At 49.6% G+C, this 26,357-nt stretch carries 20 protein-coding genes; 8 read left to right on the top strand and 12 right to left on the bottom strand.

Annotated features, from left to right (window positions below; all coding sequences use genetic code 11):
• Window positions 1-65: 65 nt before the first annotated feature.
• From queE to BMZ51_RS00380, 4 genes are all read right to left on the bottom strand, one after another.
• Window positions 66-806, bottom strand: a complete 741-nt coding sequence (gene queE / locus BMZ51_RS00395; RefSeq protein WP_068009676.1) for a 7-carboxy-7-deazaguanine synthase QueE — start codon at window positions 804-806, stop codon at window positions 66-68.
• The gene (queD, locus tag BMZ51_RS00390; protein ID WP_068009680.1) at window positions 785-1,141 is read right to left on the bottom strand and encodes a 6-carboxytetrahydropterin synthase QueD; all 357 of its coding nucleotides are present in this window, start codon (window positions 1,139-1,141) and stop codon (window positions 785-787) included. The genes queE and queD overlap by 22 nt, the downstream gene beginning before the upstream one ends.
• Entirely contained in the window at window positions 1,141-1,839 is a 699-nt protein-coding gene (gene queC, locus BMZ51_RS00385; RefSeq protein WP_068009681.1) for a 7-cyano-7-deazaguanine synthase QueC, read from the bottom strand. Before queC ends, queD begins: the two co-directional genes overlap by 1 nt.
• A gap of 198 nt (window positions 1,840-2,037) precedes the next feature.
• The gene (locus BMZ51_RS00380; protein WP_208979194.1) at window positions 2,038-4,728 is read right to left on the bottom strand and encodes a hypothetical protein; all 2,691 of its coding nucleotides are present in this window, start codon (window positions 4,726-4,728) and stop codon (window positions 2,038-2,040) included.
• A gap of 398 nt (window positions 4,729-5,126) precedes the next feature.
• Between BMZ51_RS00380 and BMZ51_RS00375 the strand changes: the two genes are divergently transcribed.
• On the top strand, window positions 5,127-6,113 hold the full coding sequence (locus BMZ51_RS00375; protein ID WP_068009685.1) for a zinc-dependent alcohol dehydrogenase family protein: 987 nt from the start codon (window positions 5,127-5,129) through the stop codon (window positions 6,111-6,113).
• Window positions 6,114-6,143: 30 nt separating this feature from the next.
• Here BMZ51_RS00375 and BMZ51_RS00370 read toward each other — a convergent pair whose 3' ends face one another.
• From BMZ51_RS00370 to BMZ51_RS00345, 6 genes are all read right to left on the bottom strand, one after another.
• Window positions 6,144-7,025, bottom strand: a complete 882-nt coding sequence (locus tag BMZ51_RS00370; RefSeq protein ID WP_068009687.1) for an urea carboxylase-associated family protein — start codon at window positions 7,023-7,025, stop codon at window positions 6,144-6,146.
• A 187-nt stretch (window positions 7,026-7,212) separates the two neighbouring features.
• Complete coding sequence (locus BMZ51_RS00365; RefSeq protein WP_068009691.1) at window positions 7,213-8,541, bottom strand: ferredoxin reductase family protein; 1,329 nt, start codon at window positions 8,539-8,541, stop codon at window positions 7,213-7,215.
• Window positions 8,542-8,707: 166 nt separating this feature from the next.
• Complete coding sequence (locus tag BMZ51_RS00360; protein WP_068009693.1) at window positions 8,708-10,021, bottom strand: ATP-binding protein; 1,314 nt, start codon at window positions 10,019-10,021, stop codon at window positions 8,708-8,710.
• Window positions 10,018-10,686 carry a response regulator transcription factor gene (locus BMZ51_RS00355; RefSeq protein ID WP_068009696.1) on the bottom strand — a complete coding sequence of 223 codons (669 nt, stop codon included), beginning with the start codon at window positions 10,684-10,686 and terminating at the stop codon, window positions 10,018-10,020. The genes BMZ51_RS00360 and BMZ51_RS00355 overlap by 4 nt, the downstream gene beginning before the upstream one ends.
• Before the next feature lie 256 nt (window positions 10,687-10,942).
• Window positions 10,943-11,470 (bottom strand): P-loop nucleotide/nucleoside kinase family protein, encoded by a 528-nt coding sequence (locus BMZ51_RS00350; RefSeq protein ID WP_068009697.1) that lies wholly within the window; start codon window positions 11,468-11,470, stop codon window positions 10,943-10,945.
• A gap of 65 nt (window positions 11,471-11,535) precedes the next feature.
• A complete protein-coding gene (locus BMZ51_RS00345; RefSeq protein WP_068009699.1) occupies window positions 11,536-12,528 on the bottom strand; it encodes an AraC family transcriptional regulator in 993 nt (330 codons plus the stop codon).
• A gap of 276 nt (window positions 12,529-12,804) precedes the next feature.
• On the opposite strand from BMZ51_RS00345, the gene BMZ51_RS00340 reads away from it, so the two are divergent.
• The 4 genes from BMZ51_RS00340 (at window position 12,805) to cueR (ending at window position 18,670) form a co-directional block, all read left to right on the top strand.
• Window positions 12,805-13,266, top strand: coding sequence for a (2Fe-2S)-binding protein (locus BMZ51_RS00340; RefSeq protein ID WP_068009876.1), 462 nt, complete (start codon window positions 12,805-12,807; stop codon window positions 13,264-13,266).
• A gap of 1 nt (window position 13,267) precedes the next feature.
• Entirely contained in the window at window positions 13,268-15,454 is a 2,187-nt protein-coding gene (locus BMZ51_RS00335) for a xanthine dehydrogenase family protein molybdopterin-binding subunit (RefSeq protein ID WP_068009701.1), read from the top strand.
• Between the two features lie 350 nt (window positions 15,455-15,804).
• On the top strand, window positions 15,805-18,261 hold the full coding sequence (locus BMZ51_RS00330; protein ID WP_082825710.1) for a heavy metal translocating P-type ATPase: 2,457 nt from the start codon (window positions 15,805-15,807) through the stop codon (window positions 18,259-18,261).
• Window positions 18,262-18,277: 16 nt separating this feature from the next.
• Window positions 18,278-18,670, top strand: coding sequence for a Cu(I)-responsive transcriptional regulator (gene cueR, locus BMZ51_RS00325; protein WP_068009879.1), 393 nt, complete (start codon window positions 18,278-18,280; stop codon window positions 18,668-18,670).
• Window positions 18,671-18,698: 28 nt separating this feature from the next.
• Here cueR and BMZ51_RS00320 read toward each other — a convergent pair whose 3' ends face one another.
• Complete coding sequence (locus BMZ51_RS00320) at window positions 18,699-19,070, bottom strand: YbaN family protein (protein ID WP_068009880.1); 372 nt, start codon at window positions 19,068-19,070, stop codon at window positions 18,699-18,701.
• A 261-nt stretch (window positions 19,071-19,331) separates the two neighbouring features.
• Between BMZ51_RS00320 and BMZ51_RS00315 the strand changes: the two genes are divergently transcribed.
• Complete coding sequence (locus tag BMZ51_RS00315) at window positions 19,332-20,081, top strand: DUF502 domain-containing protein (protein ID WP_068009705.1); 750 nt, start codon at window positions 19,332-19,334, stop codon at window positions 20,079-20,081.
• A gap of 1 nt (window position 20,082) precedes the next feature.
• Here BMZ51_RS00315 and recG read toward each other — a convergent pair whose 3' ends face one another.
• Entirely contained in the window at window positions 20,083-22,185 is a 2,103-nt protein-coding gene (recG, locus tag BMZ51_RS00310) for an ATP-dependent DNA helicase RecG (protein WP_068009707.1), read from the bottom strand.
• A gap of 177 nt (window positions 22,186-22,362) precedes the next feature.
• Here recG and BMZ51_RS00305 point away from each other — a divergent pair, with 177 nt between their 5' ends.
• Together BMZ51_RS00305 and mfd are read left to right on the top strand one after the other, a co-directional pair.
• Entirely contained in the window at window positions 22,363-22,668 is a 306-nt protein-coding gene (locus tag BMZ51_RS00305; RefSeq protein ID WP_074881662.1) for an FAD assembly factor SdhE, read from the top strand.
• Window positions 22,669-22,752: 84 nt separating this feature from the next.
• The gene (gene mfd, locus BMZ51_RS00300) at window positions 22,753-26,241 is read left to right on the top strand and encodes a transcription-repair coupling factor (RefSeq protein ID WP_068009711.1); all 3,489 of its coding nucleotides are present in this window, start codon (window positions 22,753-22,755) and stop codon (window positions 26,239-26,241) included.
• The last annotated feature ends 116 nt before the right edge of the window (window positions 26,242-26,357 follow it).

Here is a 26,357-nt window from a genome sequence, read left to right as displayed (position 1 = left end):
CGAGTTCTTTATTCTTGCGCATGTTCTTTTGAAGAAGACTATTAAACCACTTCCGAAATTCCGACTTATACCCCGCGTTTATTGCCCCACAACAGGACATGTAACTGCGGCAGGATGCGCGGTTTGAACCATTTATCGGCAACAGTTTTCTCCACCAGCCAATGCATGCGATCCATGATGCCGTCCATGTCTATTGTCGCATCATCGTCCTCAGGCTCGGGCGGTGTGTGGTTTCCCGGTTGCAGATAAATGGGCATGTAGGAGTATCGTTCACTTACAGTCTTCGCCCACTCATAATCAGCATTGTTAAAAATAACTATTTTGATGACGCAGGCTACCGTATTGAGTGCTGCATCCAGACACGCATCGAACTTGTTCCAATCAACGGTTTCACCGGATGAGGGCGGTTTGGGGCTTAAAACCAAGGTATCAAGCTCGGCAAACCAATCACGTGCCACAGAGCCTTGGGTCTCAATCGCGAATTTATATCCCTTAGCCTTGCCAAGTCGTATCAGTTCCGAAAAGTCTTGAATGGCTGGGTTACCACCAGAAAGAGAAATGGTGATGGGCTGTCCGCTGGATAACTCTTCAATCCTCTGCCAAGCGTCGAGGCTGTCCATTTGCTGCCAAGTATGACGATAGGCACTGTCGACCGCATGAAGCGTATCACACCAGCTGCACCGATAATCGCAACCGCCAGCACGTACGAAAATGGTCGGCTCACCAATCAATGCTCCTTCGCCCTGAATGGTTGGGCCAAAAATTTCGCTGATACTGAGCTTGGTCATGGTCGGTACTCCGCCCATGTCTTTTGAGTTTCACTCACACGCACTGCCGACGTTTCTGACCAGTGCTCCTTACAAAACTCAAAGATGAATTTAGACAGGAACTCAGAGGTTACTTGATCGTGCTTGAAAACATCATTCAGATGACGATGATCCAATTCCTCATCAATAAACCCTTTAAGTGGCTTAAGTTCGGTAAAGTCCACCACGAAGCCAAAGGCATTGAGTGACGCGCTGGATAACTCAATCTCAACGATATAGTTATGACCATGTAGTCGCGCGCAAGGATGATCCTCCGGCATTTCACAAAGTTGGTGCGAAGCCGAAAAGTGAAATTCCTTTGTGATTTTGTACATTATGTATCCGCTCGTTCCACAGCGGACTTCCAGTAGTCCGGGTCCGCGTAGTCTGTTGGATCATCAACGCCTGCCAAATCAAAAGCTTCGCGTCGCTCAACACAAGTGCCGCAGCGCCCACAGTGTTTCTCTCCGCCTTTGTAGCAAGACCATGTGTCTTCAAAGGGGACGTTGTGTTTGGCCCCTTCTGTGACGATGGCTCCTTTGGAGATTTCAACGAACGGCGTGTAAAGGCTTACATCGGCATAGCCGGCCAAAGCCAGCTTTTGCATTGCCTCAAAGCTTTTGATGAACTCAGGACGGCAATCAGGGTAGATGAAGTGATCTCCCCCATGAACTGCAGCAGCCACAGCATCAGCTTGCTGCGCAGCAGCAATGCCAAAGCCGATGGAGAGCATGATTGCATTTCGGTTTGGAACCACAGTGACTTTCATGTTCTCTTCAGCGTAGTGGCCATCAGGAACATCAAGGTCATCTGTAAGAGCGGAACCACTTAAGTGTGTTCCAATCTGGCTCATGTTCAGAATATAATGCGGCACACCGAGCTGTTTTGCAGCATGTGCCGCATAGTCCAGCTCTTTCTTGTGCCTTTGCCCGTAATCGAACGAAACGAGTCCTAATAATTCATGTTCACGCGCAACCTTGTAGGCGAGCGTAACCGAATCCAATCCGCCGGAGCAGATTACGATAGTTTTCATAGCATTTAGTCCTTGTTTTCGCTGTTGCCGGGTAGGCTGCGACCGGCACCCATTTCTGAGTAAGGCGGTTCGTAGCAGACAAAAGCGCTTTGGAAAAGGACAATCTCACTAGTTAAAGAGAGATGCTAACGAGTGGTTAGATCAAGCAAGGGCAGCCCCCCCGAACAGATGGAACAGAGCTCGGTTGCTAAGCATCCTCTAGGATGCCAGCGTCAAAAGCTTGACCTCTAGTTGCACAAGCGCAGGCCGAAGCATGTTGTAATCGTTTTTTAGGTCGCTGAACGGATGCCTGCGATAAAGTGTTATTGCGTTGTCGCCATCCAGTCGCGCTAGTAACGGGCGAACGATGCGCAATGCTTCCTCGCGTGCTTTCTTGCGTTCTTCAATTGGTTTTCGCTTGTCAGCAATTGTTTGTGCGTGCTTCGTAAGATCTCCTGAAACGATAGGCTTGGCAACGCAATTGGCGAATGCCTTTAATGTACTCTTGTTGACGTAGTTTTCGTTAGTTTCCTGTTTGCTGGCCACAACGTTGACGAAATTGTCTTCAGCAAATGACCTCGCCAAATCCATGCGTGCAACACATTTCTCAGTTGCGGTTCCTATGTCTTTGGCAATGTCCTCCCGAAAACCAGTTAACTCGCTCCGTAATGCATCAAACATACCTTTGAGCTCATCAAGCCTCCCCATATTGTCTTCATATGAACCGCTGACCGCACACTCTTGTTCAAGCAATTTGACCTCGGTCAGCAGGTCTTTGAACTGTGTTGGATCGAACTTCGTTTCATCGATGCGCTCAATGCCTTTTATCTTAGCTTTTACATTTTTCCATGAGGAAGCTTTGGCAGTGAGCATTTCCAACTCATCCTTCATCGGACCCATTTTTTGGTTGAAATTGCCCTTTGAAACCTTTCGATCCTTCTCTTGCTGGATACCTTGTTTGTAGTCCTCTTCAACCTTATGAAAAAAGTCTTCCTCAGTATCTGTAATTTGAGAGTTGCCACCTTCTGCCAGCTTTTCCAGACGTGTCTTTAATTCCTTGGCATACCTTCGAGCCTGAACATTGACACGATTGATCTGGTTGACAGCTTCTTTTAGGTCCTCAAGATTTGCCGAGTTTTCACATGTTACTTTCGCTTGTCTTAGCAACAGTTCTAATTCGCCGTGATAGATTTTTTCATCTTCCGGTTGCCAGATGGCCTTGAATTTCTGGGCGAGTTCAGGACGCGCAGCGCCTAATTTGGAGAGCAAAATAGGTATCAATTTGAAGAGTTTTTCGACTGGGTCGATTTTCCCTTCAAAGATCTTTTTGTACTCCAGTGCAGACTTTAGGTTGGCAAGCAGCGGTTCAAGCGTTTGGGTCTCAATTTCGCGACACTCTCGAATAGCCTTGTTGATGTTCATGCTGGGCGCTTTTTCTCTTAGGACCCGAACACTATCTTCAAGGCTCATCTTTGCTTCGATATAAAAAAGGGCTTCCTTGCCGCTTTTTGTTCGTTCAACTTTGTCCAAGATTTTTTGAATTCTCTTTTGGAAATCACTATACCCCTCTGGGTTTCGGTTCACGCCGTCCAAAATGTCTTCTGTCTTTAAAAACTCTTCAATTGCAATGGCTTCAATACCGCTTACGCCCGATGAACGTATTTCCTCCAAAAAGTCAAAAGACTCTAGCAGACTATCGACGGTGGCTCGGGGGACCGCCTTGGCATTCTTATCTTTAGGGCGTTTGGGGATGTCCATCATCGCATCCTTCTTCAACCCATCCACATCGTCCGCGCGGGCATAGGCTAGTGTTGTACTTTTCTTTGTAATCAGCTGGTCGTCTTCGTCAAAAAGGACTATTTTCTCCAGTTGAGCTTTGTAGTTTCTGGTGCGGATATCCAAATTTGTTTGCGCCCACTCTTTGTTCTTGATCCATTTTTCTCTGCGAATTGCGGCTGCCTTCAACGTGGAAATAAAGCACATAACGGAGGGGAGACTGCGAGCGGGGTCTGATTGGTAGTTATCTAACTCTGCAAGTGTGTCTTCAGCAGCTTCGCTTGGTCCGGCAGTAGCCATGCTCTCACAGAGTTTTTTGATGTATTTAGTCATGCTGGAAAGCTCAAGCATAGCCGCTTGGCAGGCCAGGGTCTCCTTCCTTAACTCCTCCCATGCGGGTGAACCCTTGCTGGACTTTGAGGACTGGTTTTTATTTAAGGCTGTGAGAAGGCGCGTGGATAAACCTCTGTATCCAATCGTGTTTAGGGCTGCGATGCAATCAATGACACGGGCTATATCTTCGCTCAGGTCTTCCAGAAGAGTTCCCTTAGGTGGGGGTGATGAAGCCTCCTTTGCATCTTGTAAGAGAGCTTGCATCGAAGAGAGTTTGCTCTGCACTTCATCAAGCGTTCCTTCACAAGCTACAAAATTGTTAAGGTCATGTTCAAAATGTGCCTTTTCCAAAAGCAGGCCAACTGTCTCGTATGCAACCTCAAATGCATTTTTCTCTTCCTCCTGGCTGCCAAAGTGCCTCAGACCTGCGTAAAGTTCTTCCTTGTTCGTTTGGTAGCTCTTGAGTTGCTCTGCTAGAACTGAAAGGATGCTGGCATCGGCATCGTCAGGCGCAGGGTCATGCTCTAACGGATTCCCTTTGAGCTCTGAAAGGTCAGCTTCTAGCTCAGAGATCCGCTCGACGTTATCCAGCATCATTGTTTCGATACGAGCTATCTTAGCTGCATATTCTGCCTCTAGTCTGTCCTGCTCATCCATTTGTAAAGCTGCAGCTGTTATTTCGGCGTCTTCCTGCTCACGCAAGGCTGTATAAAGCTCATCGAATGCCGTCGCGAGAATGGGGTAGGTTTCGCCAATTTCCTTAAAAACCAATTGCGCCCAAGTATCCTCAGTATCACTCATTTGAATGTCTGTTTTGTTCGTTTTTATCGTCGGCATGGATGGCTTCACTCTGCTTTGAAACGAGAGATTATGAGGTTGAGATCTGGAACGTTTAACTTTGTCGTGACCTTTGGTTGACCCGCTAAAGTTACCTTAGCGTCGAGTGGACAGGATTGTTATGACGGATATTGATAAAAGGTAGGTTTGAAATATGGAGGTGATTTTCTATTATTATTGATTGATTTAACGTATTTTGGTGATGTAAAATATTACCTTGATAACGTAGCGTAGTAATAGAATGTAGACATAAGGCCTTTCCTCTTTTCATCAAGGCGGAAGGCCGGTCTCCTTATAGGTGAACGCACTTCGAGCAAGTGTATCGCGTAACCTGAACCAAGTCGCTAAGAAGGAACTCCGCTGTGAAAGCTATGGTTCTGACCGAGGTTGGAAAGCCGCTTGTACTTCACGAAAAGGCGGTCACACCGCCGCCGCAGGCGGGGGAAGTCCTTGTACAGGTTGAAGCATGTGCAGTCTGCCGGACAGACCTTCATGTCGTAGACGGTGATCTCAAGCACCCAAAGCTACCCTTGATCCCTGGCCATGAAATTGTGGGGAGGGTTCGGGCATGTGGTACAGGGGTTCATGACCTGAAGATCGGTACAAGGGTTGGGATACCCTGGCTTGGTCACACGTGTGGATGCTGCTCGTTCTGTCGAATTCACCAAGAAAACCTATGTGATGATCCAGTGTTTACTGGTTATACGCGCGATGGAGGCTTTGCCACTCATACGGTAGCCGACAGAAACTTTGCTTTTGAGCTAGACAGTCAGTCAGACCCTGTATCACTTGCGCCTCTTTTATGCGCAGGGCTCATCGGGTGGCGTGCCTTAAAAAAAGCAGGCGGTGCTGGGAATATAGGCTTATATGGGTTTGGAGCTGCTGCTCACATCACTGCACAGATATGTATTTGGCAAGGGCGTAATGTGTTTGCATTTACGAGACCTCAGGATCACCTCGCTCAGGAATTTGCAAAGACATTGGGTGTGGCCTGGGCGGGCAGCTCACTAGAAACTCCACCGAAGAAACTGGATGCAGCGATTATATTTGCGCCTGTTGGTGACCTTGTGCCCGTTGCGTTGAATGCACTGCGCAAAGGCGGGCGTGTCGTTTGCGCGGGCATACATATGAGTGATATTCCGCAAATGCCCTATTCATTACTCTGGCAAGAGCGTGAAGTTGTGAGTGTTGCAAACTTGACCCGTGAAGATGCAAAGGAGTTTTTTCCGCTGGCCAAGGAAGTCAATGTTAAAACCCAGTGCATCCCTTACAAGCTGGAGCAGGCCAACGAGGCGCTTGAGGATCTGCGCAATGGCAGTTTTTCTGGTGCCGCAGTGCTTGTTCCCTAGCTGGGTGAGTCCGTGCACCAGCGTCTTCAATTACTCAGTATTCGCTTTGTGCTGTCCGTTATAACCGCTCCGCTTTGCTTCTGACCAGTGTTTCAGGCTGCCTTCTGCGGGCTTGAAGATTTCAACAAGGAGTGGGTAACAAGGTTTGATGTCGTCGGAGTGCCCGCTTCCACAATCACCGCCGGGGCAGGTTGATAAAGCGCCAAGAATGTCGATTTCTGCAAAGAACTCGATGAAGTCGCCGGGACGTACGGGGCTTGCCTTCATGAAATACTTGTGCGTGTCATGGGTAAAGCCCGTGCACATGAATACATTCATTACATCATGAATATGGGGCTCCGATCCATCCAAGGACAACCCCTTCACTTTTGCAAAGGCGCGGGTCAAATTGGAGTGGCAGCAATGGTTATAATCGACACCTTTAAGCATGTGATTGGTATAGGGGTCACACCGGGTACCGATAACATCATGAACACCAGCTCCATCTTCGTCCCATCCATACCAGTCTAAAGTGTCTTGAGTGATTGTCGCCATAGGTCGAAGAAACGGCATATTACTCCAAAGACGATCTCCCGTAGTCAGATGAGAGGCATGTAGTTGCCGGGTTTTCCCGCTAAAAAACCGTTCGTTGAGGTTATGTGCATTCCATAGATTGAGATCGCCGACCTGAGGGCCCTCGACAGATACAATCCGGAAAAAATGACCGGCTGGTACTTCGAAATACCCGCCATCTCTTGGAGGCACGACGACCTCACCAACCTTCTGCATTGTATCTTTTGCTTGCTGATACAGCTTTGCATCAAAAGCAGGTAACTGTGAAACTTCATAACAAACAATTGGATTTTTCGAGCGACGATCATCTGAAGGGAGCGGAACCCCTGTCGTGATTGATTGTGAGGCAATTTTTGTCATGAGCCAATAATCCTATAAAAAGATGCACTGTATTGGCTTCAATTGAACCTCCTATAACTCAATTAATATATTGATATAAATTCATTGATTAGTTCAGCGGCATGATGTTCTTGCAATTAACTGAAGGCAGAAGGTCAAAAGGAGCTGGCACATGAGAGAGACAGCTCCTTTCTTTCTTGTTTACCGTTTAATTGGCAGCACCAAACTTCCCTGAATAAAAGCTCACCTGCTCAAGAAGGAGCATAAGGAGCTTGCGAAGGCCGATCCCGGATCGCATCTGAAACTCTTCGTAATGAAACTGCCGGGTTGGGTAGTTGAGTGCCTTAAGATCAACAAGCAGCTTTTTCCTCATCGCCTTAGGTCCGCAAAATGCAATCGGCATTTTATTGAAGAAGGTGCCCTGCAAAATCTTAAGCAGGCGTGCATCGATATATTCACCCATATCGGACTCAAAATACTGAATATGTAAATTGGGTAGACGTTTCTGAAGCGCCTCCAGTTCATCCTTAAACGGATTTTCCACCCGGTTACGAACGCAATAATATAAGAAGACTTTGCCGGTTTCCTGCCCGGTTAAGGTTTGCGCCCACGCAAGAAAAGGGGTGATGCCAACGCCGCCAGCAATCCAGATCTGGTCTTGATGTGACACAATGGGGCGGAAGCCTCCATATCCTTTGCTTAGGCTTGCTTTTGTGCCGACCTGCAATTGATGAATGCGGGAAGTGTAACTGCCCAAAGCTGAGATACAAAAACGGACCATCCCATCCGGCCTCGAAGCTGAGGCGATAGTGTAGGGGTGCACTTCCCCCAGTCCGCTTTGATCAAAAGATACGTAGGCGAACTGTCCGGCACGGTGAGAAATCGGTTTGCCTTCAGGCTTGAGAGTGACACTGGTAATACGTCCATAGACCTCGACACTTTTAACCGTGTAGGTTTTTGTACGCCCGGCAAAGCCTTTAAAGGTCAGGTAAACAAACGAGAAAATACCTGCAAAACAAAAAGCAGAAACGTAAAGACCAAGCGGGTCACTCCAGGAAAAGACATTCGGCATCAACAGAAAGTGGGAGGCCGCTAGAGCAAAGAAAATGCCAATAAGCCGATGCGTCCAGTGCCAGATCTTATAGGGAATAAAGGTGGCCAAAGAACCCAGACCTAAGACCAGAATGCCGTTATAACCAATCTCACCTAAATCTTCTGCAAGGTCACCCGTTCCGTTGCTTGTAACAAACCTTGAGAACGCTTCAGCATCAATCGATTCATGTAGGAACGCGGCAGCAATGGCGAAGATTGCCAGCCATTTGTGCAGGACATAAACGCGGTCAAGCGGGCCAAACAGGACCTCAATACCCTTCACTCGCGTTGCCATCACCTGTATCAGTCCCATGAAAATTAAAGAGACAATACCCAGGTATTGGCTCAACAGCGCACCAAAGTCTGCTTGACCGCCAAACTGAGAAAACAAAAGCAAAGGAGGAAGGATACTTGCGATTATAAGGGTGAGGCCAATTGGTTTCATTCCGGTACGCTCAATCTAAGTTGACGATGCGCATCAAGATCAAACTCACACCGTTCGGCGCTTGCATCATGCCCGCTTAGTACCGAATGTTGTCTGCTGTAAGTTTTAATCTAAGTGCTTCCCCTAAAAGCAACGGGAAGCTGAAACCTACCTGAAGTTTGCGACACTATTCCTTCAGTTTAAGTGTAAAACGAGCGCCTCCCAGCTTTTCACTTGTTGAAAGTGATATCTCTATGCCATTGCGTCGGCACAAAGTCTGGGTAATTGAAAGGCCAAGGCCTGCCCCGGAGCCTGTTTGACCAGGCATGCGGAAAAATCGTTCAAAAACTTTACCCTGGTACTCCTGTGCAATGCCAGCGCCGCTGTCTTCAACACTCAGCTGAATCCACCCCTGTTTGCGCTCACCACTAACGCTTACGTGTCCATCAACAGGTGTATGCCGGATCGCATTGCCGATCAGGTTATCCATAATCGCACTTAAATCGTCACGATCAACAACACCTGATAGTTGTTCTGTCAAAAGTAATTGAAGATCGACGTGTTTTTCGCGCGCTGCGTGCGCTTGCTGAGCAATACTGGTTTGGAGCAATGGCTTCAGGTCCTGAGCATCTAACTCTTTAGTGAAGTCCTGTCCCGCACGCGCGTGTTCCAAGAGTTTGGCTGCAAGATGAGTTGCACGATCAACGCCCTCAATAATGTTGTCAAAACGAAGCCGCGTTGCTTCATCAAGCTTTTCGCGCTCAATGACCTGACATTGGGCTTTCACAACGGTCAGGGGGGTTCTCAGCTCATGCGCTGCATCATCGATAAAACGTTGTTCTCGCAGCAAATAGTCCTCAATTCGATCAAATAGGGCGTTGAGGGAGTTCACGATAGGAATAAGCTCATCGGGCTGTTTGTCCGCAGAGACTTTCCCAAGGCTTTCAGGATCTTGGGTGGCTAGAGTTTGCGACAGATTAGTCAACGGACGCAAGCCTCTCTTTACGATATAGACGGTTGTGAAGATTGACAGTATGAGGACAAGAGCGAAGGGGAGTGAAACATTGAGCATCGTTTGCTCAAGCAGCTCACTCCTTTCATCATTTATGACCCCAATGATGTATCGTTGGTCTGTCTTCTCGCCGGGAAACTGCCAGACGATCCAGGTGTGCCCATTAGATTTAACTTGTTGGGCGCTCAGTTTAAGTGTTTTGGGCAATTGGGCGTGTGTTGCCGATAAATACCTATCTTCACCATTCCCATCTCGAATGACAATGAAATAGTCTCCGCCAAGGTGGTCCTCACGCAAGAAGCTAGGGGAGATAGTATCTCCACCCATTTCGGCAAGCATTCGCGCAAGCTGGTATGTCTGCGCTTCATGCGCCTCGACGAGTTCCTCCTCGGTCAAATGGTAAATTGCAACAGAAAAGATCCCCCATACCATCAGGAGAAGGGGGAGCAGCATGACCAAAATACGGCTACGGATCGAGGATAGTTTCATGCCGGTATATCCTCATCTACGATGTAGCCCACGCCTCGAATAGTTCTGATCATTTGGGACGAGGTCTTTCTACGGATCTGTGAGACATACACTTCTAGAACATTACTCTCAGCGTTTTCCTCCCAGCCATAAAGTTGTTCCATGAGGTCCGACTTGGAGACCACGCGGCCACGCCGTTCCAAAAGTATTGTGAGCAATCGGAAGGCAAGCGGTTGCAGTATGACATGTGTTCCGCTGTAGCAGGCTTTCTTCTGATCAAGGTCAAGAGTAAGCGCCCCATGTTGCAACAACATTCGTGTGCGCCCGGCCGAACGCCGCACGAGCGCACGACACCTTGCCAAGAGCTCGTTCATATCAAACGGTTTGGTCAGATAGTCATCAGCGCCCAAGTTAAGACCGTCGATCCTGTTTTTGGTTGTCTCCCGAGCCGACAGGATGACGATGGGGGTGTCTTTTTGATCATCACGAACAGATTTTAAAAACGCTAAGCCGTCTTGGCCAGGAAGGCCTAGGTCGAGAATGACAAGGTCAAAAACGCTATTTTTCAGTGCCTCCTCTGCCAAAAGGCCATCGTCGATCCAGTCCACTCGAAATTCGTGGCGTTCCAGAAAGGTTTTGATGGCGTCTGCGATCAGCCGCTCGTCCTCAACCAGTAATACGCGCATACATCCGTTCCCGCACAGCAAAGCCTATAGTCTGTTTGCCTCCGTTCTTTCACATTCAGAAAAAACTTGAAACTGAATTTTGCAGGAAGTGATCGTAGACCTACCTATATTCGGGAGGTGCAGCATGAGCCAAACAATGACCCCTGGCTTCTAATTGAGGGAGCATTCAGGCGTAATCACGGAACCTCTGCCTCACAGCAAAGGGTACTCCATTGTCTCTTATGCAAACACTCAGAGCGCCCAAGTACCAGATACCCTAATAAGAGCCGTACCGAACCAGCTGGCTAAAGCTCTCTAAGATGTCCTCCACATTGTCTTGTATGGGCTTTTGAAAGGTATCGACCACAAGGCGGTGCTTCTTCCATGGTTCAAATTTGCGACGCTTCACATCGTTCCAGGTTGGCGGGCACATGGCTGAAATGTCGTTATGCCTGCTCTCGACACGCCTTTGGTGTTCAAACTCGTTTGGACAAACCACTTCAATATGCATGGCCTTCACTTTCGCGCCCAGCGCAGCTTCCAGCCAAATGTTGCGGGTGATCTCAATCGGGTTTACCGCATCTGCAATCACGTTATTTCCAAGTCGCAGGTTGTCCATTGCAACTGCGGCGGCAGCGACGTACCCGGCATCCTCCGCAGGTGAAATTGCAAGCACAGATGTCTTAAGTGCAGCCTCAACTGAATCAACACGCAGATGTACAGCTTGCAACCGTGGTGCAAGTGCTCTTGCCAGTGTTGTTTTTCCAACGCCCGGCAACCCTGAAAACACAAATAGAATAGCCATAGCAGGCCATTAGCATCCTAAGGTTTCATGAAGCTTTCTTCGCAACCTTGTTTTTGAAAAGGTGTTTACGCTATCCCGCGGATCTCCATTGGCGTCTTGCCGGTCCAGCCTTGAAAAGCTCTGTAGAAGGACCCAGTGTCGCGGTAACCAAGGAGATATGAAATCTCTGGAATACTAAGATCGCTGCCCATCAGGTAATGCTGAGACAGTTCGGAACGGGTTTCGCTCAAGATGTCTTGAAAACTGCGACCTTCGTCTTTGAGCTTCCTTTGCAACGTCCGTTTGCTCGCGTTGAGCCGCTGGCTGACGCTATCAATTGTGTTCTGTCCGGCAGGCAAGCTATCAAGAAGCGCATTTTTTACCCGCCGCGACATCTCATTGGAGCTGCCGGTGCTTTGTAGTTTCTTACGTAATCCATCTTCAAATGTATCCCACATACCTTCCATTTGTGTAATGAGAGGACGTGTTGCATCTTGTAAGGAAAGTGTGATGTGAGCAACATGATCTGCGCTCGCCTTGACGCCAATCTCTTCTTCCACAGCTGCCCAGTCCAGCTTGTCGACAGGTCCTCCAACGCAGACAGGAATGATCGGTTCGCCCGTAAACAAGCGGCTGCATATGGTGAAATAAACAATTTCAAACTGGGCCAATATTTCAGGGAAGGGGACGCTGGTATCACTTGCCTTGAATAGAATGGATACCGTTTCATCAGCGCGTTCGACTTCCAACCGAATAGGGGCGATCAACGGTTTGAAAAGAGCAAGGCGTTTCACTCCCTCTTCAATGTTAGGACTGCAAGAAAACGCAAAAAGATGAGGGACAAATGAGCCCTGAAGAACAGCCCTGCCGAGTTTCACAGCCAGGTCATTGCCGCCATGTTCTTTTTGCAGCGCATCCCAAAGTGCGAAATACTGGGTTTGTGTGATTCCTTTGGCTGCTGGGGTCAAATGTTCAGCACAAACTCCCGCTCGTCGCATCACGCGCTCGACTGATAGGTCCAAAGACCGGATAATTTGCGCCATCATGACAGCGCCAGGGTAAAGCGGATTGTGTTTCATCGTGTGGGCCCGACTGCGTTTGTACTGCAGCTCTTTCTTCTCGTTTTTATTCAAAATGCGCTAGCCACAAAATATCTAGTGGCGTGATGTGGCAGTACTTTGGCGTGATTTGCCACTGAAACTATCGGGAAGCAGTGTTAGGTGTATCTACTCATCATCTCTGTCAGGCTAAAAAAAAACAAAAAGCGTACTGCGTATATAAAGCCGCTGCACTCAAAACCGCCTGATTTTATTGCACAACCAGCCACCGCGACGGATCAAAAAAGGATTTTTTTGATGGCAATTTCCATAAAGCTGAACGGCGAGACACATAAGGTCGACGCCGAACCAGGAACCCCACTCTTGTGGGTAATCCGAGACCATTTGAAACTGACGGGCACAAAGTTTGGGTGTGGTGTCGCCTCTTGTGGTGCCTGCACTGTGCATTTGGATGGAGAGCCTGTTCGCTCCTGCCAAACCTATATTGAAGATGTTGAAGACGCCGAAGTGACCACAATTGAAGGCTTAAAGTCTACACCAGCGCAAGCTGTGCAGCAGGCGTGGACAGAGCTGGATGTGGTGCAATGTGGCTATTGCCAATCAGGTCAGATCATGTCGGCAGTTGGTTTGCTTATAGAGAATCCAAAGCCAACAGTGGATGAGATCGACGAATACATGGATGGTAATGCCTGTCGCTGCGCCACCTATCAACGCATCCGCACTGCGATCGTGCGCGCATCAGATATTATGGAGGCTTGATATGAGCGTTTCTACCTCTCGTCGCGGCTTCCTAAAAGGCGCAGCCGCATCAGCCGCTGCTGTTCTTGTCATTGGTGCAGCGCCATCTGGTGTTATGGCAGCGACAAATGGCTTTGACACAACGATGCTCAATCCGTTCGTGAGGATTGCATCAGACGGAACCGTTACTGCAATCGTCAAACACTTTGAAAAAGGGCAGGGTCCAGCCACTGGTCTGACGACGTTGATTGCAGAGGAGCTGGGTGTCAGCATGGAGGCGATTGAGTATGAGTTCGCGCCATCCAACCCAAAACTATACAACAACACAGCGTTTGGGCCTTTCCAGGGCACAGGCGGTTCGACCGCGATGTTCAATAGTTTTCTGCAGTACAGACAAGCAGGTGCAGCCGCTAGAGAAGTACTTCTTCAGGCGGCTTCTCAGGCATGGGAGTTGCCAGTTGAGCAACTGAAGCTGGAAGACGGTGTGATCATTGGTGGCGGAGAAACTGCGCCACTTGGCGAGTTTGTTCAAGCAGCCAGCCAACTGGAAGCACCAGAAAATCCACGTTTGAAAGATCCTTCGGAATTTAAGCTCATTGGCAACGCCAGCATCCACCGCAAAGACACTCCGCCGAAGGTTAACGGCACCGCCAAATATGCGATGGATATTCAGCTTGACGACCAGATGGTCGTTGCGGTGAAACGGGCAATGCGTCGTGGTGCGCTTGCTGTTTCCTTTGACGACAGTGCAGCACTATCTGTGAAAGGCTTCATCCGCGCTGCGATGCTGCCAAATAAAGCTGGTGTCGTCGTTTACGCTGACGATACATGGGCAGCCTTGCAGGCTCGCGATGCTATCGAAGTCACATGGGACTATTCCGCAGCTGAAAGCCGCAGTTCTGAAGACGTTTATAAGGAACTGATGGCAGCTGTGAACAGCGAGCCCGAATATAACCTGACCAAGAACGACCAAGGTACGGTCGCGGCTGCGATTGAAAATGCAGACAAAGTGGTTGAGGAAACATTTTACTTCCCTCTGCTGGCACACGCGCCAATGGAACCTCTGACCTGCACCATCGAGCCAACACAGGACGGCGGCGTTGTCTTGCATGATGGCAGTCAGATGCCGACCTCACCACATATGGTGCTCTCTAAGGTGCTGCAGCTTCCAATGGAAAAGGTGCAGATCAACACTATGTTTGCAGGAGGTTCTTTCGGGCGCCGTGCAACACCAACAGTAGACTATCAAACCGAGGCTGCCCTCGCGTTTGCGATGACAGATCGCAGCCGTCCGGTGAAACTGGTTTGGTCCAGAGAAGATGACATAACTGGTGGTTACTATCGTCCAGCATTTGCTCATAAGGTGCGTGTAGGTCTTGATTCAACAGGTAATATCGTTGGTTGGGATCATCGTGTAGCAGGCCAGTCAATTGCAAAAGGCACGCCATTTGAGGCCTTTGCGGTCCATGATGGAATTGACGATATGTCTGTGGAAGGGGTGACACCAACGCCTTATTCCATTCCGGGTATGTTTGCAGGGCTCACCGACACGAAAGCCGCGACTTCTGTTTTGTGGTGGCGTTCAGTTGGCCACACGCACACAGCTTATGTCATGGAAACCATGATGGATGCCACAGCAGCAGCTGCTGGCCGTGATCCTGTTGAATTCCGCCTCGCTCACCTATCGGGTGATGTACCTGAGCAAAAGCGCATGGCGAATGTTCTTAAGCTGGCTGCTGAAAAAGGCAACTGGGGCAAGGCAGCTGAAGGGCGCAGTCAGGGTATAGCTGTGCACAGCTCTTTCCGCAGTTATGTCGCTGAAGTAGTCGAAATTTCCGGCGACGCAGAAGCAGGCGTAAAGATCGAGAAAGTAACTTGTGCGGTGGATTGCGGTATCCCGGTTAATCCAGATGTGATCAAAGCACAAATGGAAGGTGGTATCGGTTACGGGCTGGGTCATGCCATGCGCGATGAAATTACTCTGGAAGAGGGTGAAGTCGTGCAGAGCAATTTCCCGGACTATGAGCCTTTGCGCATCGGTGATATCGGTGAGATCGAAACACACATTGTTCTGTCCACAGAGGCACCAACAGGTGTTGGCGAGCCAGGTACACCGCCATCAGCGCCAGCGCTTGCAAATGCGATCGCAGTGAAAGGACCACGGGTCACCGAACTCCCAATGGTCAATGCTGGTGTGAACTTTGCCTAATCTGAAAAATATGTGAAGTATCAATAAGGCGGGCTCTTTGATCAGGGCTCGCCTTTTCCTTTAGGTGCTGCATGAGGCAATCTTTGAGGTGCCCCAATGCGTAAATGATACGCTACAAGTCTTCGCCTGCCATAATTGTTACACACGATTGAATGCCCGTGGGTTTGCACCCTTCGCCAAGCCACAGATCCATGGCCATACACCGCGGCAAATGGGTTTCTTGCAGCTGCGCGTTCAAAGCGAAATGAAGTCACTGTGTATAGGTGGGCAAGATACACTAGGTTTGTGCTTGACCTTCCAGTTGCTGGAACCCTTAGGGTGCTTTCAAGAAACAACGAAATGGTGAAGTTATGTCCCACAGTTCTACACTCAAAATGCAGGTTGAAGGCATGAGTTGCGCCTCATGTGTTGGTCGTGTCGAGAAGGCCTTAAAAAGCATCTCTGGCGTCATCAGCGCCTCAGTCAACTTGGCGAATGAGAGCGTACAGGTGAATTACGACGAAACCCTCTCAGCAAAAGATGTAGCCAGCGCACTCAAGTTGGCAGGGTATCCGGCAGTTTCTGAGAGCATCACCTTTGCAGTGACAAACCTCAACTGCGCCTCCTGCGTCGGCCGTGCTGAGAAGGCTCTGAGGGCCGGAGCTGGTGTACTGGAAGCCAATGTTAATCTCGCAACGGAAAGTGCAACCGTACGCTACGCAGCGGGAGCAACAACACCCTCTGAGATCGCTGATTTGGTCACCGCAGCGGGCTATCCTGCAACGCTGGAAAAAGAAGTTCTCACTGATAAAGTTGATCGTAAAGCCGATGAAGTTCGTCTGTTAAAGAACAGGACACTGTTTGCCGCCGCGCTAGCCCTTCCGGTATTCCTGATTGAAATGGGGAGCCACTTCATACCTGGCGTACATATGTTTGTGTCCAACTCCATTGGTCTGCAAAACAGCTACTACTTACAGTTTGTCCTGACCACCCTCGTGCTCTTAGGGCCTGGGCGCCAATTTTATACAAAGGGGTTTCCATCACTTTTCAAAGGCGCCCCAGACATGAACTCGCTGGTGGCACTTGGAACAGCGGCGGCCTATGTGTTTTCTCTGGTTTCCACTTTTGCCCCTCAGTTGCTTCCAGCTGGTACAACTAATGTTTACTACGAAGCGGCAGCTGTGATCGTCCTGCTTATTTTGCTCGGTCGCTTTTTAGAGGCGCGGGCCAAAGGGCGTACGGGCGAAGCTATTCAAAAGCTGATCGGGATGCAGGCCAAAACAGCACGTGTTGAACGCGATGGCGCAACCGTTATGGTTCCCATTGAGGAGATCGTTGTTGGTGATGTAATCCAGGTGCGCCCAGGTGAGAAGCTCGCGGTCGACGGGACAGTCGTATCAGGAACTTCTTTCGTAGATGAAAGCATGATCACTGGTGAACCCATTCCGGCCGAAAAAGCTTTAGGCGACACGGTCGTCGGGGCCACCATCAATGGCACCGGTACACTAAGCATTAAAGCCGGTAAAGTGGGCAGCGACACAGTGCTTTCTCAAATCATTCAGATGGTAGAACAGGCACAAGGCGCGAAGCTGCCGATACAGGGACTGGTTGATAAAATCACCTTCAGATTCGTGCCAGCAGTGATTATCAGCGCACTCCTCACAGTTGGTGTGTGGGTTCTGTTTGGTCCTGACCCTGTGTTGAGTATGGCGCTGGTTGCAGGCGTTGCCGTACTTATCATTGCTTGCCCATGTGCAATGGGCTTGGCGACCCCAACGTCGATCATGGTTGGTACAGGACGGGCAGCTGAGCTTGGTGTCTTGTTTCGCAAAGGTGATGCACTACAAATGCTTCAGGAAACCGGCACGGTTGCGCTGGACAAAACCGGCACTCTGACAGCCGGGCGCCCTGAATTGACTGACATTATTACCTGTGAAGGTCTGGATGAAAATGATGTTCTGCATTTAGTTGCAGCTGCAGAGCATAGCTCTGAGCATCCCATTGCATCCGCAATCGTAAAAGCTGCTGAAAAACGCGGAATGACCTTGCCAAGACCGGACAAGTTTAACTCATTGACTGGTTTCGGTGTGAGCGCAGTTGTCCAAGGTCATGACGTACTGGTTGGCGCTGACCGATTGATGCAGAGAGAAGGCATCAACTTGGAGCAGCTCTCGGGTAAGGCCTCCGCGCTGGCAACCCGGGGTAAGACCCCACTATATGTTGCTATCGACGGAAAAATCGCTGCGGTGATTGCGGTATCTGATCCAATTAAAGAAACCAGTCCGCACGCAATCCAAACCCTGCAAGCACTTGGTTTGAACATAGTCATGATTACAGGTGACAATCAGAAAACCGCAAATGCCATTGCCAATGAACTCGGCATTGACAGTGTTGTCGCCGAAGTGTTGCCAGAGGGCAAAGTCCGCGCGCTGGAAGACCTGCGTAAATCGGCTTCTGGAAAACTCGCCTTTGTGGGAGATGGCATCAATGATGCACCGGCGCTGGCTGCTGCTGATGTAGGTATCGCTATTGGCACAGGTACCGATGTGGCGATTGAAGCTGCGGATGTGGTGTTGATGGCTGGAGACTTGAATGGTGTGGTCAATGCCTTCCATATCAGTCAGCAAACCATGCGCAATATCCGACAGAACCTGTTTTGGGCCTTCAGCTACAATACATTATTGATCCCGGTTGCAGCAGGTGTGCTATATCCCTTCGGAGGCCCGCTTCTCTCTCCCGTTCTCGCCGCAGGAGCCATGGCGCTTTCAAGCGTGTTTGTCTTAACCAACGCCTTGCGGCTACGCTGGGTCAAAGCGGCAACGGTTTAATCGAATGGACATGATGATGAATATTGGCGAAGTAGCAGAACGCTCAGGTATCCCGACAAAGACCATTCGTTACTACGAAGATATTGGTTTCCTTCATCCTAAACGCAATGAAAATGGATACCGGATCTTTGAAGAAACAGAGCTACATAAGTTGACGTTCATAGGCCGTGCCCGCTCCCTTGGATTTAACATTGAAGAGTGCCGTGCCCTTTTGGCACTCTACGAAGACAAGGAGCGCGGCAGTTCAGATGTAAAAAGGATTGCTGCAGAGCATGTGCGCGAGATTGAGGCCAAAATCAGCGATCTGCTAGCGATGCGTGATACACTAACCCATCTTATAAATGCGTGTGCTGGTGATCACCGGCCTGACTGCCCGATTCTGGATAGTCTAAGTAACGCAAAGCATTAGCGACGCTGGAAGTGAAGGCGAAATCGCCTTAGGTCACAATTGGTTTTGAGGGTCTGCTAGCAATGTACCCAGCAACAGCACACACCATAAGAGCAACAGCGATGGCCAATAAAACGTTTGGGTGAGACATTTTAAGAAACATCAAGTATCCGAAAATCAACCCAGAGAAGGCAAAGAATTTTGCCTTTTTTGGGATTGCCCTGTGCTCTTGCCAGTAAATGACACTCGGGCCAATCTTTGGGTGCGTGAGTATCCAGCTTTCCAGCCGAGGGCTCGATCTTGCAAAACAACCAGCTGCAAGGATGAAGAAAATGGTGGTTGGCAGCAAGGGAAGAAAGATGCCAACGATCCCTGTGGCCACGAGGGCTAATCCGAATATAAGATAGAGTAGCTTTTTCACAAGGAGCTCCACTTCCGGCAAGCATGTCCCGCTTTATACGCTGTGTTGGTGAGTGCTGACAAGAGTTGGAGTTTGATGATAAGCGGTTCAAACAATGTTCATTCCAAACATATCCACCCCATTAAATCAGAACCGTGAATTCTTTTTCAAGGCGAACTTGCAAAACCCACAAAATGCACTAGTTCGTAAAGAAGCATGGGTATACCTGCTTCTTGCCGCAGCCTTCATGCGGATGGCTCCCTAAATTAGGAAATATGGCCGATGGGATCTGACGGGGATAAGAAACCGAAGCGCGTTGGACTAATGACGCGGCTGCGGAACTATTTTTTTACTGGCCTTGTGATCACCGGACCGGTGGGCATTACCCTTTATCTGAGCTGGTCGCTGATTCATCTCATCGATGCCTGGGTAAAGCCATTTCTGCCGGCATTATACAATCCAGACAACTACTTATCCGTTGAGGTGCCAGGTTTCGGACTGTTTGCAGCTCTCGTTGCAATCACGGTTATCGGGTTTTTGGCAGCCAATATCGCAGGCCGCTCGTTCATTAGCGTGGGTGAATCCATTCTGGGTCGCATGCCACTCGTACGCAATCTGTACTCAGCGCTCAAGCAGATCTTTGAGACAGTACTGAACGAAAAGGGCGGTAACTTTACAAAGGCTGGGCTCATTGAATACCCACGTAAAGGACTGTGGGCTATTGTGTTTTTGGCGACTGATACCAAGGGTGAGGTCGCTGCTTGCTTAAAAGACGATGCAGATACGATTTCAGTCTTCCTGCCAACGACGCCAAACCCGACCTCAGGTTTTTTACTGTTTGTACCGCGCGAAGATATCATTGAGCTTTCAATGAGCGTGGAAGATGCAGCCAAACTGGTGATTTCAGCTGGTCTCGTCAGCCCAGAATATCCCAAACTTCTGGAGGGGAATGACAAAAGGGCCGTTGAGAAACATCAGCGCAAGAAGGCAAATAAGGACAGTCGCGGTGAGAAGGACGTGGTTGCCCAATAAGCTAACCTGCTCTTAGCAGCCTAATTGCTTCATCCCTGGCAAATAAATAAAGAAGGTGGCGCAAAGCGTCGCCTCTTTCTGTTTCTAGCTCAGGGTCTGTTGCGAGTATGAGCTTTGCATCATCGCGTGCAACCTCCATGAGATCAGCATGGTCTTCTATGGATGCAAGCCTGAAACCGGGGGTGCCGGACTGGCGGGTTCCCAAAAGCTCACCTTCTCCGCGAAGGCGCAAATCTTCCTCTGCAATCAAGAAACCGTCATTTGTCTCACGCAGGATATTAAGCCGGGCTGCCGCTGTTTCATTCAGTGGAGCTTTGAAAAGTAGTAAGCAAGAGGAGGCAAGGCTTCCTCGCCCGACACGTCCTCTGAGCTGGTGAAGCTGAGCAAGCCCGAAACGCTCTGCATGCTCAATGACGATGATAGTTGCATCTGGAACATCAACCCCAACCTCAATCACCGTGGTGGCGACAAGTACGCGCGCATCGCCTGTTTTAAAGGCGTCCATAGCCGCTTGTTTTTGATCAGATTTCTGGCGTCCGTGAACAAGTGCAACCACTGGACCAAGTGCGTTTTGAAGGTCGTTGAAACGCTCCTCTGCCGCCGCAAGGTCAATCTTTTCAGACTCTTCAACCAGTGGGCACACCCAATAGATCTTCTGGCCTTGAACGATCATTGTCTTTAGCCGTTCAACCACTTCTCCAATACGGTCCAGAGAAATAGAAACGGTTTTAATCTCTTGCCGCCCTTTGGGCTTATCCGTCAAACGAGAGACATCCATATCTCCGAAATAGGAGAGGACGAGTGTGCGCGGGATCGGCGTTGCGGTCATTACCAAAACGTCCACATGAGCGCCCTTAGAAGACAGTGCCAGTCGCTGGTGAACGCCGAAACGGTGCTGTTCATCGACGATCGTTATGCCAAGGTCTTTGAAGTTTACAGTAGACTGGAAGAGTGCATGCGTTCCGACAATTAAGTCGATTTCTCCAGCTTCCAGCGCCGCACCAATCTCGCGCTTGGTTTTTGCTGTGTCTTTTCCAGAAAGGACAGCAACCCGGATGCCAGCTGCATCGCAAAGTGGTTTCATTGAGGCGAAGTGTTGGCGTGCCAAAATGTCAGTAGGCGCCATCATCGCGGCCTGACTACCAGTTTCAATGACAGCAGCCATCGCAAGAAGACCTACAACAGTTTTGCCTGAGCCAACGTCACCCTGAAGGAGGCGAAGCATGCGTGCTGGCTCTTCAAGGTCAGCAAAAATCTCGTTTAGGGCTGCATGCTGCCCATCAGTAAGTTCAAAGGGCAAAGCTGCAAGAATCTTCCGACGTAAAGAGCCATCACCCTTTCTCCCACAACCACCCATATGGCGCAGGGAGTTGCGCACCAACGCAAGTGCAAGCTGGTTTGCGAGGAACTCATCATAAGCTAAACGAGCACGAGCTTTACCTTGTGGAGCCAGAACCTGCGAATCCTCTGGCTTGTGAATGGAGCGCAAGGCCTCGTCAAATGGCGGAAAGCCACGCTGATCCACAAAGGATTTATCTTGCCATTCTGGCAACTTAGGCAGGAACTCAAGGGCGGTGCCCATTGCGCGTTGCAGAGTTTTTGAGGCAAGTCCTGCCGTCATCGGGTAGACAGGCTCTACAAGCGGTAGGTTTTCAGCCTCTTCCTCAGAGACCATATGATCTGGGTGGACCATTTGCGCACGGTCGTTAAACCACTCCACCTTACCAGAAACGATACGCTTTTCGCCCTCTGGCAAAGTGCGGTGCAGGTAGTCGCCATGAGCACGGAAAAAGACCAGTTCTATTGTTCCGCTCTCATCATGTGCCTGCACCTTATAGGGGGCACGGCTGTTGCGAGGTGGCGCGCGATGGTGATCAATGTGCAATTCTAAGGTGACGATTGCTCCCTCTGGCGAACCCACAATACCAGGGCGCAAGCGTCGGTCAATCACGTTCACAGGGACATGGAACAGCAGGTCCGATATGCGTGCCTCGCGGTCAGGACTGCCGACAAGCAGGTTTGTGATTGTCTTAGCAATTTTCGGACCAATCCCAGGTAATTTAGTAACTGAGGCGAAAAGAGGATCAAGGCGAGTAGGGCGCATGCTACATAGACCATAAGGTGAACAATAGAACTGATCTGTGCCATGTTCCTGTGATTTGTGCAACGCCCTTAAGAAAACACTGACAGATGAAAATAAGGGTTGTATACAGGCGAAACGATATGGCCCTATCTATTTGCAGATAGTGACAGGTCTCAATGATCTTCTAGGGGAATGATGATGGATCAGAGTGCGCAGCGTGAAGATCAAAACAAGAACAACGCGATGGATAACCGTCGAAAGCGTATTATTTTCCGCTGCCACCATCGTGGTATGAAGGAAATGGATATCATGTTGGGCGGGTATGTTGAAAAACATATTGCGCAGATGGATGATGGTGAATTGGATGAGCTTGAGGTGTTCTTACAACATCATGATCAAGACCTCTTTTCATGGTTCATCGGCACAAAACCGGTGCCAGATGAGGCCAACACCGAACTGTTCCAAAAAATTCTGAATTACTACAAGGATAAGACGGAGACTTAAGCTTCGTGAGGCCTCTGAATAATAGATGGTCAGGTGCAGAAGTTTTGTCCGCTCCAGATATAAAGTAATAAGGTTGCCCCTCCCGTGTTTGAAAATTTACTCAAGAAAAGTGAAAACATAACGCTGGCTTCTGTTCCCGATGGAGCAGAAGCCTATGTGCTTTCAAAAATCCTTGCACAGGTTCAAGAGGGCGGCCTTGCGCTTACATATGTGGCACGCGACGCAACTCGTATGGCCGCGATAACAGAGTCTCTTGGTTTTTTTGCACCCGATGTCGAAGTGCTCCAACTACCGGCATGGGATTGTCTGCCCTATGACCGTGTCTCGCCCCATGGAGCAATTGTTGCGCGCCGGTTACTGACATTGCTCCGCTTGGCCAAGGGGCTGCCAAAGAAAAAGAAATTCGTTCTGATCACCACGGTCAACGCCGCTATGCAACGCTTGCCAGCGCGTGAGTGGACATCACATCAAATTCTTTCCTTTAAACCGGGCAATCGCGTTAACCCGGAAAAAATCATAAAATGGCTGGACGTGAACGGGTTTGCCCGCACTCCAACTGTTCGTGAAACAGGTGAATATGCGGTTCGCGGTGGTATTGTTGATCTATTCTCTCCCGCAACTAAAGAACCTGTCCGTCTGGATTTTTTTGGCGACACTTTGGAATCTATTCGCTCGTTTGATACGCAAAGCCAAAGAACACTTGCACAAAAGAAGGGACTTACTCTCGTTCCTATGAGCGAGATTATCCTTGAACCCGAGACGATTTCGCGATTTCGCAGAAACTATGTAACGACCTTCGGAGCCGCTGGCCCTGATGATGTTCTTTATCAGTCCATCAGTGAAGGGCGACGGTATACAGGGGTCGAGCATTGGTTGCCGTTGTTCCACGAAAACCTTGCCACATTGTTTGACTACATTGGGGAAACCCCTGTCGTACTGGACGCCAATGTTAGCGATATGATCAAGGAACGTCTTGAACAGGTGGAAGAGCATTTTGCCGCCCGTCAGGATGGGTTAAGCAACAAAGCCCTTTCAAGCGGTGTGCCCTATAAGCCAATTCCCACGGCTTCTTTGTATCTTCAAGAAGCTGAGTTTGGTGCACTTGTTGCTGATAGAGCATCTGCTCAGTTATCCCCGTTCGCCTTACCTCCAGGGACCGGAAAGACTGTGGTTGATATGGGCGGGCGTCAGGGCCGTAATTTTGCAGCAGAACGGGCTGCAGGCGACATAAATATTTTTGATGCTCTGTCGAGCCATGTCTCGAATTTAGCCAAGGATGGTCGCAGGGCCGTCTTATCGTGCTGGAGTGAAGGCTCTCGCGAGCGCTTGGGGCAAGTTCTTGAAGATCATGGGCTTAAACAAACTGGGTATGCAGGCAATTCTGAGGAGCTTGGCAAGGTACCAGTAGGGTTGACCGCCTTGATCATACTTGGTCTTGAGCATGGCTTTGAGATTGATGACCTCGCCTTTATCGGTGAACAGGATATCCTCGGTGATCGACTGGTTCGTCAACGCCGCAAAAAATCCAAAGGCGCAAATATACTAACGGAAGCGACTGCGCTTTCACCGAATGATCTCGTCGTTCATGTGGAACACGGTATTGGTCGTTTCATTGGGTTGAAAACCATTGAAGCTGTTGGTGCACCGCATGACTGTCTGGAACTTCAATATGCAGGGTCTGATAAGCTCTATCTCCCGGTCGAAAATATTGAGCTGCTGACGCGATATGGATCAGAAGATCAGGAAGTTCAACTAGATAAACTTGGCGGCGGCGCATGGCAGGCCCGTAAAGCCAAGATGAAAAAACGCATTCTTGAAATAGCAGATGGGCTAATCAAGATTGCAGCTGAACGAGCGTTGCGCACCGCTCCAGCGATCACGGCCCCAGAAGGGGCGTATGACGAATTCTCTGCTCGCTTTGTCTACGATGAGACTGATGACCAGATGAGTGCCATTGAATCGGTTTTTGATGATATGGCATCAGGTCGGCCGATGGACCGCTTGATTTGTGGTGATGTGGGCTTTGGAAAAACGGAAGTTGCTCTGCGCGCTGCGTTTTTGGCTGCTATGTCGGGTCGTCAGGTGGCTGTTGTGGTTCCAACGACTTTGTTGGCAAGACAGCATTACAGAACATTTGCTGATCGCTTTCATGGTCTGCCGATCGAAGTGCGACAAGCATCGCGACTTGTTCCCGGCAAAGAGCTTTCCGAAACCAAGAAAGGCCTCAAAGAAGGCTCAGTTGATGTGGTGATTGGCACTCACGCTCTTCTCGGTAAAGCTATTGGTTTCAGAGACTTGGGGCTCTTGATCATCGATGAGGAGCAGCACTTTGGCGTGAAGCATAAAGAACGGTTGAAAGAACTGAAAAGTGATGTTCACGTTCTGACGCTGTCTGCTACCCCGATTCCTCGAACCCTTCAGTTGGCTTTGACAGGTGTTCGTGAGCTTTCCCTTATTGCAACGCCGCCGGTCGATCGTTTGGCGGTTCGCTCATTCATATCCCCGTTTGACCAGATGGTTATCCGCGAAAGTTTGTTGCGTGAGCACTACCGGGGCGGTCAGAGTTTTTATGTGTGTCCGCGTGTCTCTGATCTTGCAGAAGTTCGCGCTTTCCTTGAAGAGCATGTGCCTGAAGTTAAAGTGGTTTCAGCCCATGGTCAGATGCCCGCTGGCGAACTTGATGACATCATGAATGCCTTCTATGAGGGCAAGTTTGACGTGCTTTTGGCGACGACCATTGTGGAATCTGGTCTGGACATACCAAACGCGAACACTCTGATTGTTCACCGTTCAGATATGTTCGGCCTTGCGCAGCTCTACCAGATTCGCGGACGAGTGGGCCGCTCTAAGACGCGGGCCTATGCACTGTTTACGGTTCCGGCGAAAAAAACGCTGACTGCAACGGCAGAACGTCGCCTTAAGGTGCTGCAAAGCTTGGAGAATTTGGGGGCGGGCTTCCAGCTGGCCTCCCATGACCTTGATATTCGCGGAGCCGGCAATTTGTTGGGTGAAGAACAGTCTGGGCATATTAAAGAGGTTGGGTTTGAGCTTTATCAGCAGATGCTGGAGGAGGCGGTTGCCCAGCTGAAGTCTGGTGGGGCCGATGTTGCCGAAGAACAGTGGTCGCCGCAAATTGCCATTGGAACACCGGTACTTATCCCCGATACTTATGTGCCAGACCTCCAGTTGCGCCTTGAGCTGTATCGCCGCTTGGCAGACCTGACCGAGCTTGCAGATATTGATAGTTTTGGCGCTGAGCTGATCGATCGCTTTGGGGCCGTTCCTGAGGAAGTTCAACACCTTCTGAAGATTGTCTACATCAAAGGATTATGCCACAAGGCTAATGTTGAGAAGATCGATGCGGGGCCGAAGGGTATTGTCATCGCCTTTCGGAACGGTGAGTTTAACAACCCGGCTGGCTTGGTTTCCTACATTGCAGAGCAAACTATCCTCGCAAAGATCCGTCCTGATCAAAAGGTGGTGCTGACCCGTGACTGGCCAACAGCAGAAGACAGGCTGAAGGGCGCAGCAGCTGTGCTAATCAAGCTCGCACGACTGGCAGAAGCTGGCTAAATCACCGTCTGTTTGGGCTAAGGTGCTGGGGTTTCAAATAAATCCCAGCTTTGCGTTGCTATGTGCGCGGATTTGCGTTGATTGCGTGTTTTCCGCGTTACTAAAGCTTATGCGGT

Origin of the sequence: Pseudovibrio axinellae, assembly GCF_900110875.1 — a bacterium.
In the GTDB taxonomy this organism is placed as follows: domain Bacteria; phylum Pseudomonadota; class Alphaproteobacteria; order Rhizobiales; family Stappiaceae; genus Pseudovibrio; species Pseudovibrio axinellae.
The sequence above is the reverse complement of the archived record's forward strand: the minus strand, read 5'-3'. Positions and strand labels throughout refer to the sequence as shown.